The organism is Phreatobacter stygius (assembly GCF_005144885.1).
Taxonomy (GTDB): Bacteria; Pseudomonadota; Alphaproteobacteria; order Rhizobiales; family Phreatobacteraceae; genus Phreatobacter; species Phreatobacter stygius.
Genome location: NZ_CP039690.1, coordinates 2,038,761 through 2,056,146, shown reverse-complemented (window position 1 = coordinate 2,056,146; position 17,386 = coordinate 2,038,761). Strand labels below are relative to the sequence as shown.

Sequence of the window (17,386 nt, the reverse complement as noted above, 5' to 3'; positions counted from 1 at the left end):
CGGAAATGGTCACGTCCGTCGCAAACCGCAACGCCGAACACGCCCGAGGGCGCTCAGCGCTGTCGGGCGGGAACCTCCGGGATCAGGGTCCCGGTCGGCGAAGGCAGGTCTCGGATGAACGAGAGTGGTTGGGCGGATAGAGCCAAAGGGCCGGTGAGTCAAGAAAAAGCCGGCCGGAGCGCGCCGATCTCAGCTCTCCGGCCGGCTGCAGGCACGCGCCAGATCGTCGAAGGCGAGCCGCAGCGTCTGTTCCGACCGGGCGATCATCCGGCGCGCCTCGTCGGTCTCGCAGTTCCACCGGGCGGCCGAGCGGGCAGCGAGCGACCGGCGGAAATGGGCAGCGACGACCTCGAGCGAATTCGGCGCGACGCAGCCCCGCACGATCCGGCGGACCCTGAGCTCCAGGGCCGGTGGCCGGCCGCAGGCGGTGAGGAAGCTCTCGACCAGGGCGTAACGGTCGACCCGCTGGAACAGCTGGTCCTTCTGGCCCGCTGTCAGCATGTCCAGCCGATAGGTGCCCTGGCTCTGGGCCCGGGCCGGTGCGCCGGCAAGACCGATGGCCACCAGCGACAGGGCGGCAATGATGAGGCTGCGGAGACGATGCGGCGGCATGGCAGTCTGCTGGGGAATCGCGCTTTGTGCGCTCGACCCTAGCCGATCCGGCGAGCCGGGCAATGCTATCGGCGGCTGGCCTCGGCTGGTAGATTTGGCCTTACGGGAGAACAGGAGACCGCATGCACCGACGCCATCACCCGACCGGCCTCACGATCGCTGTCCTGCTGGCCATGATGACGGCGATCCCGCCGCTCGCCGCCCAGCAGAAGGGACTGGCCGATCGCATCCTGGCGCAGCCGGCCCAGGCCAAGCCGGCCAATTGCGACAGCGGCAACCGCATCGACCTGGAGCTCTGCGCGGTGGCGCGCTTCAGGAGCGCCGATGCCGAACTCAACCGGGTCTATCGGGAGCTTGCGGGCGACACCCAGAATCGCGATCTGCTGCTTGGCGCCCAGCGGGTCTGGCTCGCCTATCGTGATGCCACCTGCGCCTGGGAACAGGACCGGCTGCGCGGCGGAACGGCGGCAACGCTTTATGCCATCAATTGCCTGGCCGCGGTGACCGAGGCCCGGACCAGCTATCTCGTCCAGGCCAGCGGACCGTGACCGGCCGCTGGGGGCCGGAAGCCGCCAGCGTGACAGCCGCCCGCCTCAGCCGGTGGCGAAATCGATGATGATCTTGATGTTCAGCACGATCAGGGTCACCGCGATCAGCACCGCGATCGCGGTCAGCCAGCGGGGCGAGACCAGCTCGCCCATCCGCCGGCGCGACGCGCTGAGATGGATCAGCGGCACGATGGCGAAGGGCAATTGCAGCGACAGGATGACCTGGCTGAGGATCAGGAGCTTGGCGGTCTGGCCTTCGCCATAGAGGATGGTCACGACGATCGCCGGCACGATGGCGATCGAGCGGGTGACCAGGCGCCTGAGCCAGGCCGCGATGCGGATGTCGATGAAGCCTTCCATGATGATCTGGCCGGCCATGGTGGCGGTCACCGTCGAGTTCAGGCCGCAGCACAGGAGCGCGATGCCGAACAGGCTTGGCGCGATCGCCGAGCCGAGCAGCGGGGTGAGCAGGGAATGGGCCTGCTGCAATTCCTCGACGCCGGTATTGCCCGTCTTGTTGAACGCGGCGGCCGCCAGGATCAGCAATGAGGCATTGATGGTCAGCGCGAACATCAGCGCGAAGGTCGAATCCAGCGTCGCATATTTCAGCGCTTCGCGTTTTTCCGGGACGCCTTCGCCAAAGGCGCGCGTCTGCACGATGGACGAGTGCAGATAGAGATTATGCGGCATGACGGTCGCGCCGATAATGCCGAGCGCCAGATAGAGCATGTCGGGATTGGTGACGATCCGGGTGGTCGGCGCGAAGCCCTTGATCACCTCGCTCCAGTCGGGATTGGCCATGGCGATCTGGACCAGGAAGCAGAGCGCGATGACGCCGATCAGCGTGATGATGAAGGCCTCGATCCAGCGGAAACCCTTGGTCTGCAGCCAGAGGATCAGGAACACGTCGAGCGCGGTGATGACCACGCCGATTTCCAAGGGGATGCCGAACAGGAGGTTGAGGCCAATGGCGGTGCCGATCACCTCGGCGAGGTCGGTGGCGATGACCGCGACCTCGGCCAGCACCCAGAGCGGCCAGGCGGTCCAGCGCGGATAGGCGTCGCGGCAGGCCTGGGCGAGATCGCGCCCGGTCGCAATGGCAAGCCGGGCGCAAAGCGACTGCAGGATGATCGCCATGATGTTGGAGAGCAGGGCGACGAACAGCAGCGCGTAGCCGAACTTGGAGCCGCCGGCGAGCGAGGTCGCCCAGTTGCCCGGGTCCATGTAACCGACCGCGACGAGGTAGCCGGGACCGAGAAAGGCAACAAACTTGCGCCAGGGCGTGCCCTTCGTCGGAACACGGATCGTGCGGAACACTTCGACCAGCGATGGTCCGCCGCGCGCCCGCCGCCAGCCTTCCGGAGCAGCGTCGCAGTCCTTCGTGCGGGCTACGGTCAGTCGGTCATCCAAGGTCGTGATCTTTCATGGCTGCTTGTGGTCCCATGGCCGCCGGATGGCGTCAAGGTTTTTGCAAATCATTTGCAACAAGCCTCCCGCGCGCCTCGGTCATGGCCGGTGCCGACGGCCGATCGGCGCGGCCGTGGCGCAGTCGCCAAGGGCGGCCGTCATCCCCGGGCATCGGGTTTGTCCTAAGAAGGCTTGGACCGCTTGAGCCGGACGCCGAGACCGTCCTCGCCGTCGGGAAGCAGGCAGATTCCGGCGGCCTGGAAGGCCTGGACGATCTGCGCTTCGGTGGCGGCGTGCAGGTCGTGATGGCCGCCCTCGAAGCCGCGAATGGTGCTGCGCGAGACGTCGGCGAGGCCCGCGAGACGTTCCTGGGACCAGTCGAGCAGGGCGCGGGCGGCCCGGCACTGTTCAGGCAGCAAAATCATCAGACCGTGAACACCGTTGGCCTTGCATGGATCGGATAATTTCAACCATATTGGTTGAAATAGAGCAAGCGCCCTCCACCCGCCCGATTGTTTGAAAGGCCATTCCCAGCCCATGCATCATGACACGCCGCTGATCGCCACCATTGTCGCGGGGCTCGGACTGGCCTTCGTTTTCGGCGCCATCGCCAACCGGTTCCGGGTGCCGCCGCTGGTCGGCTACCTCCTGGCCGGCGTCCTGGTCGGGCCGCACACGCCTGGCTTCGTCGCCGATCAGAAGCTGGCGCCCGAACTCGCCGAGATGGGTGTCATCCTGCTGATGTTCGGCGTCGGGCTGCATTTCTCGCTGAAGGACCTGTTGTCGGTGCGCACCATCGCGCTGCCGGGGGCCGTCGTGCAGATCGCGGTGGCGACCGCCATGGGAGCCGGCCTTGCCTGGGCGCTGGGCTGGAGCTTCGGGGCGGGGCTGGTCTTCGGCCTGGCCCTGTCGGTCGCCAGCACGGTCGTGCTGTTGCGCGCCATGCAGGAGCGGCGGCTGATCGACACCGAGCGCGGCCGCATCGCGGTCGGCTGGCTGATCGTCGAGGATCTGGCCATGGTGCTGGCGCTGGTGCTACTGCCGGCGCTCTCCGGCCTGCTCGGCGGCACCAGCCAGATGGCCGCGGCCGATCCGCTGGTCGCTTATCTCGGCCTCGGCGTCGGCGGTGCCATTGCGCTGACCGTCGTCAAGGTCGCTGGTTTCGTCGGCCTCATGCTGGTGGTCGGACGGCGGGTCATCCCCTGGATCCTCCACTATGTCGCCCATACCGGCTCGCGCGAATTGTTCCGGCTCGCCGTCTTGTCGATCGCGCTCGGCGTCGCCTTCGGCGCGGCCAAGCTGTTCGGCGTGTCATTCGCGCTCGGTGCCTTTTTCGCCGGCATGATCATGAGCGAGTCGCAGCTCAGCCACCGGGCGGCGGAGGAATCGCTGCCGCTGCGCGATGCCTTCTCGGTGCTGTTCTTCGTGTCGGTCGGCATGCTGGTCTCGCCGGTCAGCCTGATCAACGACTCCGGCGCGGTCATGGCGACCCTGTTCATCATCGTGATCGGCAAGTCGGTCGCGGCCTTCCTGATCGTGCTTGCCTTCGGCTATCCGCTGGCGACCGCGCTGATCATTTCGGCGAGCCTGGCGCAGATCGGCGAGTTCTCGTTCATCCTGGCCGAGCTTGGGGTTCAGTTGTCCTTGTTGCCGGAACGCGGGCGCGACCTGATCCTGGCCGGCGCCATCCTGTCGATCCTGGTCAATCCGCTGGCCTTCGCGGCGGTCGGCTGGCTGAAGCGGCTGGCCGACCGCAAGGAACCCGCCCCGCCGGATGCCGCGGCCTCGGCCGGCGGGCCTGTTCCGGCCGCGGTGCCGGCCGCGCATGACGATGATGACCTACCGGAGGCGACGGCCCTGACCGGACATACCGTGCTGGTCGGTTATGGCCGGGTCGGCAGCCTGGTCGGCGCCGGCCTGAAGCAGCAAGGCCAGCCGTTTCTGGTCATCGAGGATGCCGACAAGCTGGTGGCGCAGCTGCATGCCGAGGCGATCGAGACGATCACCGGCAATGCCGCACGCGGCGACATCCTCAAGGCCGCCAATGTCGCCGGCGCGAGCCGGCTCATCCTGGCTATCCCGAACGCCTTCGAGGCGGGCCAGATCATCGACAAGAGCAAGGCCGCCAATCCCGGCATCAGGGTGATCGCGCGGGCCCATTCCGATGCCGAGGTCGAACACCTGACCGGGCTTGGCGCCGATGTGGTAATCATGGGCGAGCGCGAGATCGCCAAGGGCATTCTCGATCACGCCGGGAGGGCCCCGGCCGATGGCGGCGCGACCCCGCAGGCGGCGTGACCGGGGTGCCGGCAAGCGCGGCGGAGCATGGCCAAGAGGTCGGACATGAGGGTCAAGCGGATCGTCGCCAATCTTGGTGCGGCGGATGTTTCGGTGGCTAAACGCTTCTACCAGGATGTGCTCGGCCTCGATCTCCTGATGGATCACGGCTGGATCGCAACCTATGGCTCGGACCAGGCGATGAGTGTCCAGGTCAGCATCGCCTCGCAGGGCGGCTCGGGCACGCCGACGCCGGATCTGTCGATCGAAGTCGACGATCTCGACGCCGCGCTCCAAGGCATGAAGGACGCCGGTTTTCCGATCGCATATGGGCCGGCGGACGAGCCCTGGGGCGTCAGGCGTTTCTACGTCCGCGACCCCTTCGGCAAGCTCGTCAACATTCTCGTGCATGCCGGGCGAGGCTGAGGACACGACCTAGAATATCGTACTGCTCTCAATGCTGTTGCGAAACGCGATCAGCCTGGGGCCGAGCTCGTCATATATCACCGACCTCGTCATGCGATAGATCGGGCCGCCGACGCTGATGACATAGATCTGCCGCCGATCGGGGCGGCTGAACGGCACTGCGATGGTTCCGATGTCCTCGACCCAATCACCGAGGCTTATCGCGAAGCCATACTGCTGGTAGTGGTCGATCTGCTTGTCGACGTCCTCTCTGGACAGGCCGTCATTGACCATCTGCCGGGCAAGCTCACCCAACTGAAGCTGCAGCTCGCCCTGGGTGAGGGCGGCCAGATAGGCTCGCCCCATGGCCGTGGTGAAAAAGGGAATCCGGAAGCCCGGATAGACCTTCAGGCCGACCAGCGCGGTTCCCTCCCAGGTGTCGATGTAAAGCATCGAATCCTTGTCGCGAACGCCGAGCCCGATGTTCAGCCCGGTTTCGTTGGCGAACTGCTGCATCATCGGCCGGAGATTGCCGCGAATATCCGCGTCGGCCCGCGCCACGAATCCGAGGTTCAGCGCCTTGGGACCCAAATGATACATCCGCTGCCGCTGGTCGAACGACAGGAAGCCGCTTTTGGCGAGGGTGAAGGTGATCCGCGAGACGGTCGCCTTGGGCAATCCGGTTCGGGTCGCAAGCTCGTGATTGCCGAGCTGGCGGTCGCCCAGATGAAAGGCGCCCAGGACCTCCAGCCCGCGGGCCAAAGCGGCAATGACCTGGCTGTCATCCGCATTGTCACCGGTCAGATCGTTGCCGCTCCCGCCCTGGCGGACCTTCGATCTCGTGGCGGGCGGCGTGCTGCTCTTGATGGCCATGACGTGATCTTGCGGTTGGCAAAAGCGGGGCACAAGGCCCGGCGCGATGGAAATGTATTCCAATACCTGGCGCAAATCCAGGCTTTTGCCACGACCGGCCCGGCGCGCCGTCGATCGGTTATCTATTTGATATTAGATGGCTAATTCGAACGGATCGTCGGGCCAGCGGTTGCGGCGCCGAAGTTTCCTGTCGCAGGGGTTGACAATGTCGCCGCTCGCCATCAGAAATAATGGAAATCAATTCCAAAAAAAGAGAGCTCAATGACTCCTCACTCGGGAAACGCCGTTCAGGGCCATCAGCAAGACCTGCAGGTCGCGACAGCCGGCCGGCCGCGCCGTCGCTCCAGGCGCGTGCCGTAACCCCGCACCACCGCTCGCCGTGCTCGCACGGCCCACCACAAACCGTCAGCTCCGCTGACCGCGCAACAGGCGCGGCGTGGCCGGCTGTCCCGTGAAGGAAGTAATCCGATGTCGTCAGCATATCTCGTTCTCGATCTGCAGAACGATCTGGTCCACAAGGACGGGCCGAACGGCGCCGGACCGCTCGGTGAGCAGGTCCGCGGTCGCAATGTGCTCGCCAATACGGCGGCCGTGATCGAAAAGGCGCGAGCGGCTGAGGCTCCCGTTGTCTTTGTGCGGGTCGGCTTCTCCAGCGACTACCGCGAATGCTCGTCGACCTCGCCGATGTTCAACGCGATCAAGACATACGGGATTCTCAAGCTGGACTCCTGGGGAACCGAGATTCATCCCGATCTCGACCGTCGCGAGACCGATCTCCTGGTGACCAAGCACCGGGTCAGCCCGTTCTACGGCACGAACCTCGAAGTCTTCCTGCGCGCCCATGGCATGACGCGCCTCGTGATGTCGGGCGTGTCGACGGCCGCGGTCGTCCAGGCCGGCATTCGCGAGGCTCACGACCGCGATTACCACTGCGTCGTGGTCGAGGATTGCTGCGCGGCGGCGACGGCGAAGGAACACGAGGACTCGATCGCGATGCTCGGCCGGTTCTGCGCGATCACCACCTCCGACGCCGTGTCGTTCGGCTGATGTTCCCGTCACGGCCTTCCAGCGTCACGACGGATGGCACGGAGCCAAAATCATGAACCGCGAAGAATTGCGCGAATACCGGCGCCAGAACATTCCGATCTTCAATGATCAAAAGCTCAAGCTGGGCGTGTTCGCCATGAACTGCAGCGGCGGCAGCGTCATTACGACCTTGCCGACCGAGCATCAGATGTCCTGGCAGCAGAACCGCAACATCATCCAGCTTGCCGACAGGATGGGCCTGGAAGTGGCCTTGCCGATCGGCCGATGGAAGGGCCAGGGCGGCCAGTCCAACCACAACGGCACAAATTTCGACGTCTACACCTGGGCGGCCGGGATGGCGGAGGCAACCGACAGGATCATGTGCTTCGCGACCTCCCACGTTGGCCTCACGCATCCCGTCGTGGCGGCCAAACAGGCGGCAACCATCGATCACATTTCGAACGGGCGGTTCGGCCTCAACGTGGTGATGGGCTGGTTTCGTTCCGAAATGGCAATGTTCGGCACCGGCCTGCGTGAACACGACGATCGCTATCGCTACGGCGAGGAATGGCTGGAGGTGGTCAAGCGGCTGTGGACCGACCCGGGTGAGTTCGATTTCAAGGGCCAATATTTCGATCTGGCGGGACTGGAATCGAGCCCCAAGCCGCTGCAGCGGCCCGGTCCGGTTCTGGTCAATGCCGGCACCTCGCCGGCCGGCATCGAATTCACCGCGCGCAATGTCGACATCAGCTTCGGCTCGCCGTCGCGGCCTGACGACATCGAGCGCCTGTTGAGCGTCAAGGCGCGCGCCGACAAGGAATATGACCGCGATGTCGCCCTGATGTGCTCGGCGCTGGTGGTCTGTCGCGACACCGAGGCGGAGGCCCAGGCGGCGTTTCAGAGCATTCTCGATCACGGCGATTGGGAGGCCGCGCGCAGCATGATGGCGACGCTCGGCATCGAAAGCGGCTCGTTCAAACAGGGTTTCGAGGAGCGCGCGCGCAGGTTCGTGGCGGGTTACGGCACGCACCCGCTGATCGGCACGCCGGAGCAGATCGTCGATCAGATGAACGACTATGCCGGGCGCGGCGTGCATGGCCTGGTCATGTACTTCGTCGACTACGCATCCGAGCTCACCTATTTCCGCGACAAGGTGATGCCCTTGCTGAAGCAAAGCGGATTGAGACATTGAGCGGGGAATGGTGATGCGGATGAGCCAGGCCCTCAGTGGCAAGACCGTTGTCGTGACCGGTGCCCGCGGTGGCATCGGAATGGCAATCTGCAAACGCTTCGCCCTCGAGGGGGCGAGGGTGGTCGGCGCGGATATCGGCGCCGACGAGGGGATGTTCAGCGACTGGGCCGGCGACGGTCATGACGACGCGGCAAGGCGCTGCCGGGGCTATGACCTGGACGTGACCTCGGAGACCGCTGTCGCCGGTTTCGGCGACCACCTCAGGGAGACTTGGGGGCGGCTCGACATCCTGGTCAACAATGCCGGAGTGATGATCGGCAAACCGCTCATGGAGACGAGCCGCGCCGATCTCGACCGTCTGATGGCGGTCAATGTCACCGGTCCGTTTCTGCTGATGCGGGCCTTGGCGCCGCTGATGACCGATGGCGGCGCGATCATCAACATGTCGTCGGGGGCGGCGACCAAGCCGACGGCCAATATGAGCGCCTATTCCGCCTCCAAGGCGGCGGTCCAGATGATGTCGCGGGTTGCGGCGATCGAGCTCGCGCCGATCCGGGTGAACTCGATCTTGCCGGGCGCGATCGATACGCCGATGCCGCGCGCCTTCATTTCAAACATGTCGCGGCCGCAGCAGGACAAGGTCATGGCCGGACTGAGCGAGGGCCGGGTGGCGAAGCGTCTTGGCCGGCCCGAGGAAGTCGCTGCCTTGACCCTGTATCTGGCCTCGGACGAGGCGGCGTTCGTGACCGGCGCGGATTTTGTCATCGACGGAGGCCGCCTGTAGCCGGCGCGCCATCCGGCTCGCGGCGGCATCCAGCCATTCATCTCGGGAGGAAACAATGAAAAGAATTCTTCGAACCTGCGTCCTGGCGTTCGGCACCCTGCTGGCCGGGGTCGCCTCGGCCCAGATGTCCGACAACGTCATCAAGATCGGCGTTCTCACCGACATGTCCGGGCCGTTCTCGCATCAGACCGGCGCCGGCTCGGTCGCCGCGGCACAAATGGCCATCGACGAATTCGGTGGCAATATCGGCGGCGTCCCGATCGTGCTGGTCTCCGCCGATCACCAGAACAAGCCGGATGTCGGCCTGAACATCGCGCGTCGATGGCTTGACGTCGAACAGGTCGACGCCATCGTCGACCTCGGAAGTTCGGCGGTTGCATTGGCCGTACAGGAATTGGTCAAGGAAAAGAACCGGGTCGTCCTGTTCTCCGGGCCCGGAACCGACCGGCTGACCAATGACAGCTGCTCGCCCAACGGCATCCATTGGACCTATGACACCTATGCCACCGGCCGTTCCATGGCGAACGCGGTCAGTGCCAGCGGCGGCACGAAATGGTTCTTCATCGGCATGGACAGCGCCTTCGGCCGCTCGCTGGTCGAGGTGATGACCAAGACGATTGCCACGCGCGGCGGACAGGTCGTCGGCACCATCTGGCATCCCACCGGCAACAATGACTATTCGTCCTTCATCATGCAGGCGCAGGCCTCCGGCGCCAATGTGCTGGTCTTTGCCAATTCCGGGACCGACTTCGTCCGCGCCGTCAAGCAGGCCAGGGAGTTCGGCATCAAAGGCGACACGCTGCGCATCGTCGGCCCCGCCATCACCATGGTCGACATCCTGGCGCTCGGTCGCGAGGATGCCGAAGGCCTTCACTATATCGACGCCTTCTATTGGGACCTGAACGACGGCACGCGCCAGCTGGCGCGTGAATTCAACCGTCGCCGCGGCTCCAATCCGGGCCAGGCGCATGCCGGCGTCTATTCCGCGGTCCGGTCCTATCTGAAGGCGATCGAGGCGGCCAAGACCGACAGCGCGGCGGCCGTGCTGAAGAACCTCCACGAGATGACGATCTCGGACAATTTCACCCCGTCGGGGCGGGTTCGCCGCGACGGCCGCATGATGCACGAGATGTATCTCATGCGCGCCAAGGGGCCGGCGGATCCGAGCACGGCGCCGTGGGACGCGGTCAGCCTGGTCACCAGGGTGGCTGCCGACGACGCCTTCCGGCCGCTGGCCGAAAGCGCCTGCCCCTTGCTGCGGTAGTCCGCCCAGCCAACACCGAAGCGAGGGCCGGCGGTGCCGCCGGCCCTGCCGACCAGCGATCCAGGAGCGCGCGTAGCAATCATGTTCGGAATTTCAGCGCAGGTTCTCAGCGGGCAATTGTTGATCGGCCTGATCAACGGTTCGTTCTATGCGCTGATGAGCCTTGGCCTGGCGATCATCTTCGGTCTCCTGCACATCATCAACTTCGCCCATGGCGCGATCTACATGCTCGGAGCCATGTGCGCGTGGCTGCTGCTGGCCCATCTCGGCATCGGCTACTGGTGGGCCCTGCTGCTGTCGCCGCTGATCGTCGGCGCATTCGGCATGGTGCTGGATCGGCTGTTGATCTCGCGCCTGCGCAATCTCGATCCGATCTACGGCCTGCTTCTGACCTTCGGCATCGCGCTCATGATGCAGTCCCTGTTCCAGGGATTGTTCGGGTCTTCCGGCCTGCCCTACGGCATTCCGGCGGAGCTCCGCGGCGGATGGAACCTCGGCTTCGTCTTCCTGCCGAAATATCGCGCCTGGATCATCGTGGTGTCGATCCTGATCTGCTTTTCGGTCTGGTATGCGATCGAGAAGACACGGTTGGGTTCTTACCTGCGGGCCACCAACGAAGACCCGGACCTGGTCTCGGCTTTTGGCGTCAATGTGCCGATGCTGGTGACGCTGACATTCGGCGCCGGGGCAGCCCTGGCCGGCTTTGCCGGCGTGCTCGCCGGGCCGATCTACACGATCAGTCCGCAAATGGGCGTGGAAATGCTCAGCGTCGTCTTCGCCGTCGTGGTCATTGGCGGCATGGGCTCGATCCTGGGCTCGATCATCAGCGGGTTCTCTCTCGGGATTCTCGAAGGCCTGACCAAGATCTTTTATCCGGAGGCGTCTTCCGTCGTCATTTTTGTCGCGATGATCGTGGTCATCACGATCCGCCCCTCAGGCCTGTTGGGAAAGTACTGAGACAGTCATGTCCATCTCGTCGCCATTCGTCACCGAGGCGCCCCAACGCGCGGCCATCTCCGATCCGGCCCGGGACCGTCGGCATTTCCGCTGGATATTCCTGGCGCTGGCCGTGGCGCTGATCGTCCTGCCCGCCTTCGTCTATCCGATCTTCCTGATGAAGCTGTTGTGCTTCGCCCTGTTCGCGATCGCATTCAATCTTCTGCTTGGTCATTGCGGCTTGCTGTCCTTCGGCCACGCCGCCTTTTTCGGCGCAGGCGGTTATGTCGCGGCTTATGCAGCCTTGGTCTGGCGTCTGCCGCCCGAGGCCGCGGTCGCACTGGGAACGATGACCGGTGTTGTGCTCGGCGCTGTCTTCGGCGCCTTGGCGATCCGCCGACAGGGCATCTACTTGACGATGGTGACGCTGGGCCTTGCCCAACTCATCTATTTCGTCGCCCTGCGTTCGCCGTTCACCGGTGCCGAGGACGGCATCCAGAATGTGCCGCGCGGCACTCTCTTCGGGATGATCGACCTGAAGAACGACGTGAGCCTGTATTTCGTCATCGCGACGGTCTTCCTGGTCACGCTGCTGCTCACCTACCGGCTGGCATTTTCGCCGTTCGGGCAGGTGCTCCGGGCGATCCGCGGCAATGAGCCCCGCGCGATATCGCTCGGGCTCAATGTGAGGTTCTACAAGCTGGCCGTCTTCATCATTTCCGCCGGCCTTTCCGGGCTTGCCGGGTCCATGAAGGCGGTCGTTTTTCAGATCGCCTCGCTTGTCGATGTCCACATCTCGACGTCGGGCGAAGTCGTGCTGATGACGCTGGTCGGCGGGGTCGGCACGATCCTCGGCCCGATCGTGGGTGCGGCCGTCATCGTGGTCAGCCAGAACTATCTGGCGGGTTTCGGCGAATGGGTCGTCTTCCTGCAGGGACTGATCTTCGTGATCTCGGTTCTGCTGTTCCGGGATGGCATCGTCGGCGTCATTTCGCGCAAGATCGGAAGGCCGCTGTGATGTCCGCGCAGCCGACGATCAAGGATAGCCGGCCGACGTCCCGGGTGATGATCGAGACCCGTCAGCTCGCGATGGAGTTTTCGGGCTTCCGCGCCGTCGACGCGGTGGATCTGCAGGTGATGGAAGGCAGCATCCATGCGCTGATCGGCCCGAACGGCGCCGGCAAGACGACCTGTTTCAACCTGATCACGAAATTTCTCACGCCGACCGCGGGGCAGATCTTTTTCGACGGGCACGAGATCACGAGGCTCGATCCGGCCGATATCGCGCGACGCGGTCTCGTCCGATCGTTCCAGATCTCGGCGGTCTTTCCGGGCCTGAGCGCCGTGCAGAACGTCTGTGTCGCGCTGCAGAGCCGAACCCGGCGCATCTTCCAGTTCTGGAAAAGCGATCGATCGCTTGCCGACCTGGAGGCGGAGGCCGATGCCATTCTCGAACAGGTCGGCCTGGTCGAGTTCCGTAACGTCAATGCGGCGCTCTTGCCCTATGGCCGCAAACGCGCGCTCGAACTGGCGACGACACTGGCCCTGGCGCCGCGGGTCCTGCTGCTCGACGAACCGATGGCCGGCATGTCGGCTGCGGATGTCGAGCGCGTCTCGCAGCTCATCATGCGCATCCGGAAGGGCCGCACCATCCTGATGGTCGAACACAATCTGCCGGTCGTGGCCGCTCTTTGCGACCGGATTACCGTGCTGGCGCGCGGGCGCGTGCTGGCCGAGGGCGACTATTCGGCTGTTTCCAGCAATCCCGAGGTTCAGGAAGCCTATATCGGATCCGACCATGACTGACAGCGCTGCCGATCGACGCGACTGCCTCCTCAGGGTTCGCGACCTGAATGCCTGGTACGATGAAAGTCATGTCCTGCACGGCGTCGATCTCGACTTGGCGGATGGCGAGGTGGTGACGCTTCTGGGCCGCAACGGCGCGGGCAAATCGACCACGCTCAAGGCGATCATGGGCATGCTGCCCGGTCGAGCCGGTTCGATCGAGATCGCGGGTGCCGAGACCATCGGATTGCCGGCGCGGCGGATCGCCCGCATGGGCGTTGCCTATTGTCCCGAGAACCGCGGCATATTCTCGTCGCTGACGGTTCTGGAAAACCTGCTTCTTCCACCGGTCCTGCAGCCGGACGGACTGTCGATGGACGACGTCCTCGGCCTCTTTCCGAACCTGCGAGCGCGGCTGAACAGCCAGGGCACCAAGCTGTCCGGTGGCGAGCAGCAGATGCTGGCCATTGCCAGGATCCTCCGCACAGGGTCGCGCATTCTGCTGCTGGACGAACCGACCGAAGGACTTGCTCCGGTGGTCGTCCAGGAGATCGGCCACATCCTGAGGCGGCTGCGCGCCCGGCGTTACACCATCCTCCTGGTGGAGCAGAACTATCGCTTCGCCGCCGCCGTTGCCGACCGTCATTACGTCATGGCGAACGGGCGCATCGTCGACATGATCCGGGGCGACGAAATCACGGCAAGGCAGTCCGAAATCAAATCCTATCTGGGCGTTTGACGCCAAATCACGGGTCAAATGAGGACGGCAATGGCTTCATCGATGCGAGAACTGCTTCAGACAGGCGAGCTGATCCTGGCGCCGGGAGCCTATGACTGCCTGACCGCGGGGGCGATCGCGCGCGCCGGTTTCAAGGCCGCCTATATGACCGGCGCCGGGGTTGCCGCGTCACATGGCTTTCCGGATTTTGGCCTGCTGACCATGACCGAGATGGTGGCCGTGGCCGGCCGGGTCGCCCGGTCCTTGTCGATACCGCTGATCGCCGATGGCGATACCGGTTTCGGCAATGAACTCAACGCCGCGCGGGCGGTTCGCGAATACGAGCGGGCAGGCGTCGGCGCCATGCATATCGAAGACCAGGTGTTTCCGAAGCAATGTGGTCACTTCGACAACAAGGCGATCGTTCCGGCCGGCGAGTTCATCGCGAAGATCAGGGCCGCGGCCATGGCGCGCGAGACCGGCAATTTCGTCCTGATCGCCCGCACCGATGCGCGTTCGGTCGAGGGCCTGGACGCCGCGATCGACCGTGCCAACCGGGCGCTGGAGGCCGGCGCGGACGTCGCCTTTGTCGAGGCGCCGCAAGACCTCGACGAAATGGCCGCGATTCCACGACGGGTTCAGGGACCCTGTCTCCTGAACATCGTCTGGCGCGGCAAGACCCCTGACGTCTCGTTCGAAGATGCCGCGTCCATGGGTTATCGGATCGCGATCCTGCCGAGCATCCTGTTGAAATCGGTCATGGGAATCTCGGACGAGGTTCTTCAGGCCGCGCGGCTGACGGGACGCCATCCGGTGCCTCCAGGCGATATCGGCATCCAGGACGGGGCGGTCCGTGCCGGCGGCGAAGAATGGAAACGCCTGCGCGCGTGTGCGCCTTGAGGTGTCATCACAGGTCGGCGCGGCCGCATCGGCCTGCCTTCGGATCAACCGCACGAGGGAGTTGAACAGCCATGGCTCGGTATCGTCCCTATATTATCGGCATCGGCGGCACGACCTCCGGCAATTCCTCGAGCGAGAAGGCGCTGATGACCGCCCTGCGCCACGCGGAGGCCGACGGTGCTGATATCGCCGCCTTCGTTTCGGCGGACCTGGATTTTCCCAATTATGGCGCCGGCAGGCTGTCGGACGGCAGGGCCATCCGGCTGATCGACGCGGTCCGCCGCTGTGACGGCCTGATCATCTCGACGCCCGCCTATCACGGCATCATGTCCGGCATGATCAAGAACGCCCTGGACTGCGTCGAAGAGCTGCGCGGCGATGCGCGGCCCTATCTCGATGGCCGGGCGATCGGCACCATCGTCTGTGCCTATGGCGACCAGGCGATGGGGACGACGCTCGCCAGCCTGCGCGCGGTCATCCATGCCCTGCGCGGCTGGCCCACCCCGATGGGCGTCGCGATCAATTCGAGCGAGTGCCGGTTCGACGCCGAGGGCCGCTGTTCCAATCCCGACATCGATGCGCGCCTCAAGCTGCTGGCGCAGCAGACGCTCGGTTTCGCGAGGTTCTCTCATGTCGCCTGACCCGATGCCGCCAGGCGAGACAGTGCCGCGCTCGCTGTTCGACAAGCTGTGGGCGCGACATTCCGTGATGGAGCACCCGATCGCCGGCACGCTGCTCTATATCGACAGGCACTTGCTGCATGAGGGGTCCCGCAACGGCTTTGCGCTGCTCAAGCGCAAGGGCCTGCCGGTCCGGCGTCCTGATCTGACCACGGCCACCGCCGACCACTACGCTCCGACCGACAACCGCAGCGTCGAGACGATCGATGTTCGTTCGCGCCGCGAGATCATATCCGACCTGAGCGCCAACACATCCGCGGCCGGGATCAAGCTGTTCGACCTTGCGCATCCGCGGCAGGGCATCGTCCATGTCATCGGGCCGGAGCTCGGCCTGAGCTTGCCCGGCTTGACGGTGATTTGCGGCGACAGCCACACCGCGACCCATGGTGCCCTGGGCGCGCTTGCCTTCGGGGTCGGCGCCTCGCAGGTCGCCCACGCGCTGGCGACCCAGACGCTTTGGCAGAAGAAGCCGAAGCAGATGCGGATCCACCTGACCGGCCAGCTTCGGCCGAGGGTTGCGGCCAAGGACTTGATCCTGGCGATCATCGCCCGGATCGGGGCCGCCGGCGGCACCGGATTTGCCATCGAATATTGTGGTGCAGCGGTTGAAGCGCTTTCGATCGAAGGGCGCCTGACCCTGTGCAACATGACCATCGAGGCGGGCGCGAAATTCGGCCTCGTCGCGCCGGACGAGAAGACCTTCGACTACGTGAAGGGGCGCCCCTTCAGCCCCACCGGCGACCAGTGGCATCAGGCGGTTGCCTCCTGGCGCGCGCTGGCGAGCGAGAACGATGCCCGCTTCGACCAGGAGATTGAAATCGATGCCGGCACGGTCGAGCCGATGGTCACCTGGGGCACCAGCCCGGAGGACAGCGTGTCGGTCAACGGCTGTGTGCCGGACCCCACCGCGATCGCCGACCCGTCGCGCCGCGCCAGCAAACAGGAGGCGCTCGACTATATGGGCCTGTCGGCCGGCATGCCGATGGCCGACATCCGGTTCGACCGGGTCTTCATCGGCTCCTGCACCAATGGGCGCATCGAGGATCTTCGCGCCGCAGCCGAGGTCTTGCGCGGCCGCCGGGCCGTGCTTCCGGCACTGGTCGTGCCTGGCTCGATGGCCGTGCGCGAGGTTGCTGAATCCGAAGGACTGGATCGTGTCTTCAAGGACGCCGGCCTCGAATGGCGGATGTCGGGATGCTCGATGTGTGTCGGCATGAACGGCGATCTGGCAAAGGCAGGTGAGCGCTGCGCCGCGACGTCGAACCGCAATTTCGTCGGCCGGCAAGGCGCCAGCGTGCGAACCCATCTGATGAGCCCTGCCATGGCCGCGGTGGTGGCCTTGCACGGGCACGCGGTCGACGTCACGAGGTCCTGAACATGCTGGCATTCACCCGCCTGCAGTCGGTCGCAGTGCCCCTGGCCCTGGACAATGTCGACACCGATCAGATCCTGCCGGCGCGCTTTCTGGCGCAAAAACGCGAGCTCGGTTACGGACCCTATTGTTTTCGCGATCTGCGCTATCAGGCCGATGGGGCCGAGCGGCCGGATTTCGTGCTGAACCAGGACCCTTATCGCGGCGCGCAAGTGCTGATCGCCGGATCGAATTTCGGCTGCGGCTCGTCCCGCGAGGGCGCGGTCTATGCGCTGCAGGATATTGGCGTCCGAGCGGTCATTGCCGAGAGCTTCGGCGACATCTTCTATCAGAACGCCCTGATCAACGGTCTGTTGCCGATCCATTTGCCGGCCGGACAGATGCAACTGCTGCTGGCAGGACTGCGAGATGAATTGGGCATGACGGTCGAGATCGATCTTGCGGGCCAGACCGTCGCGACATCCGGCGGCGCAGCCTTCGACTTCCCGATCGATGCCTTTCGCAAGCACTGCCTGCTGGAAGGCCTCGACGAGATTGATTTCACGATCAACTATATCGGGCAGATCGAGCAGTATGAGGCCTGGCGCCAGCCGATGTGAGAGGCCGG

The 17,386-nt window shown here is 64.9% G+C and carries 19 protein-coding genes; 15 read left to right on the top strand and 4 right to left on the bottom strand.

All coding sequences use genetic code 11. The annotated features are described in order from the left end of the window. Nucleotides 1-189: 189 nt before the first annotated feature. Nucleotides 190-612, bottom strand: coding sequence for a hypothetical protein (locus E8M01_RS09350; protein WP_136959872.1), 423 nt, complete (start codon nt 610-612; stop codon nt 190-192). Nucleotides 613-734: 122 nt separating this feature from the next. Here E8M01_RS09350 and E8M01_RS09345 point away from each other — a divergent pair, with 122 nt between their 5' ends. Next, nucleotides 735-1,160, top strand: a complete 426-nt coding sequence (locus tag E8M01_RS09345) for a lysozyme inhibitor LprI family protein (RefSeq protein WP_136959871.1) — start codon at nt 735-737, stop codon at nt 1,158-1,160. A gap of 45 nt (nt 1,161-1,205) precedes the next feature. Here the strand turns inward: E8M01_RS09345 and E8M01_RS09340 are convergent, their stop codons facing one another. Further along, nucleotides 1,206-2,570 (bottom strand): Nramp family divalent metal transporter, encoded by a 1,365-nt coding sequence (locus tag E8M01_RS09340; protein ID WP_246088661.1) that lies wholly within the window; start codon nt 2,568-2,570, stop codon nt 1,206-1,208. 179 nt (nt 2,571-2,749) lie between these two features. After that, on the bottom strand, nt 2,750-3,037 hold the full coding sequence (locus E8M01_RS09335) for a helix-turn-helix transcriptional regulator (RefSeq protein WP_342778695.1): 288 nt from the start codon (nt 3,035-3,037) through the stop codon (nt 2,750-2,752). A gap of 67 nt (nt 3,038-3,104) precedes the next feature. Here E8M01_RS09335 and E8M01_RS09330 point away from each other — a divergent pair, with 67 nt between their 5' ends. Then, nucleotides 3,105-4,865 carry a cation:proton antiporter domain-containing protein gene (locus tag E8M01_RS09330; protein WP_136959870.1) on the top strand — a complete coding sequence of 587 codons (1,761 nt, stop codon included), beginning with the start codon at nt 3,105-3,107 and terminating at the stop codon, nt 4,863-4,865. A gap of 45 nt (nt 4,866-4,910) precedes the next feature. Next, nucleotides 4,911-5,270, top strand: coding sequence for a VOC family protein (locus E8M01_RS09325; RefSeq protein WP_136959869.1), 360 nt, complete (start codon nt 4,911-4,913; stop codon nt 5,268-5,270). Nucleotides 5,271-5,279: 9 nt separating this feature from the next. Here the strand turns inward: E8M01_RS09325 and E8M01_RS09320 are convergent, their stop codons facing one another. Continuing rightward, on the bottom strand, nt 5,280-6,122 hold the full coding sequence (locus tag E8M01_RS09320) for an IclR family transcriptional regulator (RefSeq protein WP_136959868.1): 843 nt from the start codon (nt 6,120-6,122) through the stop codon (nt 5,280-5,282). A 468-nt stretch (nt 6,123-6,590) separates the two neighbouring features. Between E8M01_RS09320 and E8M01_RS09315 the strand changes: the two genes are divergently transcribed. From E8M01_RS09315 to leuD, 12 genes are all read left to right on the top strand, one after another. Beyond that, nucleotides 6,591-7,169, top strand: a complete 579-nt coding sequence (locus tag E8M01_RS09315) for a cysteine hydrolase family protein (protein WP_136959867.1) — start codon at nt 6,591-6,593, stop codon at nt 7,167-7,169. Nucleotides 7,170-7,221: 52 nt separating this feature from the next. Continuing rightward, entirely contained in the window at nt 7,222-8,340 is a 1,119-nt protein-coding gene (locus E8M01_RS09310; RefSeq protein ID WP_136959866.1) for an LLM class flavin-dependent oxidoreductase, read from the top strand. Between the two features lie 19 nt (nt 8,341-8,359). Beyond that, a complete protein-coding gene (locus tag E8M01_RS09305; protein ID WP_170181840.1) occupies nt 8,360-9,124 on the top strand; it encodes an SDR family NAD(P)-dependent oxidoreductase in 765 nt (254 codons plus the stop codon). Nucleotides 9,125-9,179: 55 nt separating this feature from the next. Beyond that, a complete protein-coding gene (locus E8M01_RS09300; RefSeq protein ID WP_136959864.1) occupies nt 9,180-10,388 on the top strand; it encodes an ABC transporter substrate-binding protein in 1,209 nt (402 codons plus the stop codon). An 81-nt stretch (nt 10,389-10,469) separates the two neighbouring features. Continuing rightward, nucleotides 10,470-11,345 (top strand): branched-chain amino acid ABC transporter permease, encoded by an 876-nt coding sequence (locus E8M01_RS09295; RefSeq protein WP_136959863.1) that lies wholly within the window; start codon nt 10,470-10,472, stop codon nt 11,343-11,345. Between the two features lie 7 nt (nt 11,346-11,352). Next, nucleotides 11,353-12,342, top strand: coding sequence for a branched-chain amino acid ABC transporter permease (locus E8M01_RS09290; protein WP_136959862.1), 990 nt, complete (start codon nt 11,353-11,355; stop codon nt 12,340-12,342). Next, on the top strand, nt 12,342-13,130 hold the full coding sequence (locus E8M01_RS09285) for an ABC transporter ATP-binding protein (protein ID WP_136959861.1): 789 nt from the start codon (nt 12,342-12,344) through the stop codon (nt 13,128-13,130). The genes E8M01_RS09290 and E8M01_RS09285 overlap by 1 nt, the downstream gene beginning before the upstream one ends. Continuing rightward, entirely contained in the window at nt 13,123-13,848 is a 726-nt protein-coding gene (locus E8M01_RS09280) for an ABC transporter ATP-binding protein (RefSeq protein WP_136959860.1), read from the top strand. Before E8M01_RS09285 ends, E8M01_RS09280 begins: the two co-directional genes overlap by 8 nt. Before the next feature lie 30 nt (nt 13,849-13,878). Further along, complete coding sequence (locus tag E8M01_RS09275; protein WP_136959859.1) at nt 13,879-14,727, top strand: isocitrate lyase/PEP mutase family protein; 849 nt, start codon at nt 13,879-13,881, stop codon at nt 14,725-14,727. A gap of 71 nt (nt 14,728-14,798) precedes the next feature. Next, nucleotides 14,799-15,368 (top strand): NADPH-dependent FMN reductase, encoded by a 570-nt coding sequence (locus E8M01_RS09270; RefSeq protein ID WP_136959858.1) that lies wholly within the window; start codon nt 14,799-14,801, stop codon nt 15,366-15,368. Further along, nucleotides 15,358-16,782: a 3-isopropylmalate dehydratase large subunit gene (gene leuC / locus E8M01_RS09265; protein ID WP_246088660.1), complete on the top strand. Its 1,425-nt coding sequence runs from the start codon at nt 15,358-15,360 to the stop codon at nt 16,780-16,782. The genes E8M01_RS09270 and leuC overlap by 11 nt, the downstream gene beginning before the upstream one ends. Before the next feature lie 2 nt (nt 16,783-16,784). Then, nucleotides 16,785-17,378 (top strand): 3-isopropylmalate dehydratase small subunit, encoded by a 594-nt coding sequence (gene leuD, locus E8M01_RS09260; RefSeq protein WP_136959857.1) that lies wholly within the window; start codon nt 16,785-16,787, stop codon nt 17,376-17,378. Nucleotides 17,379-17,386: the final 8 nt, after the last annotated feature.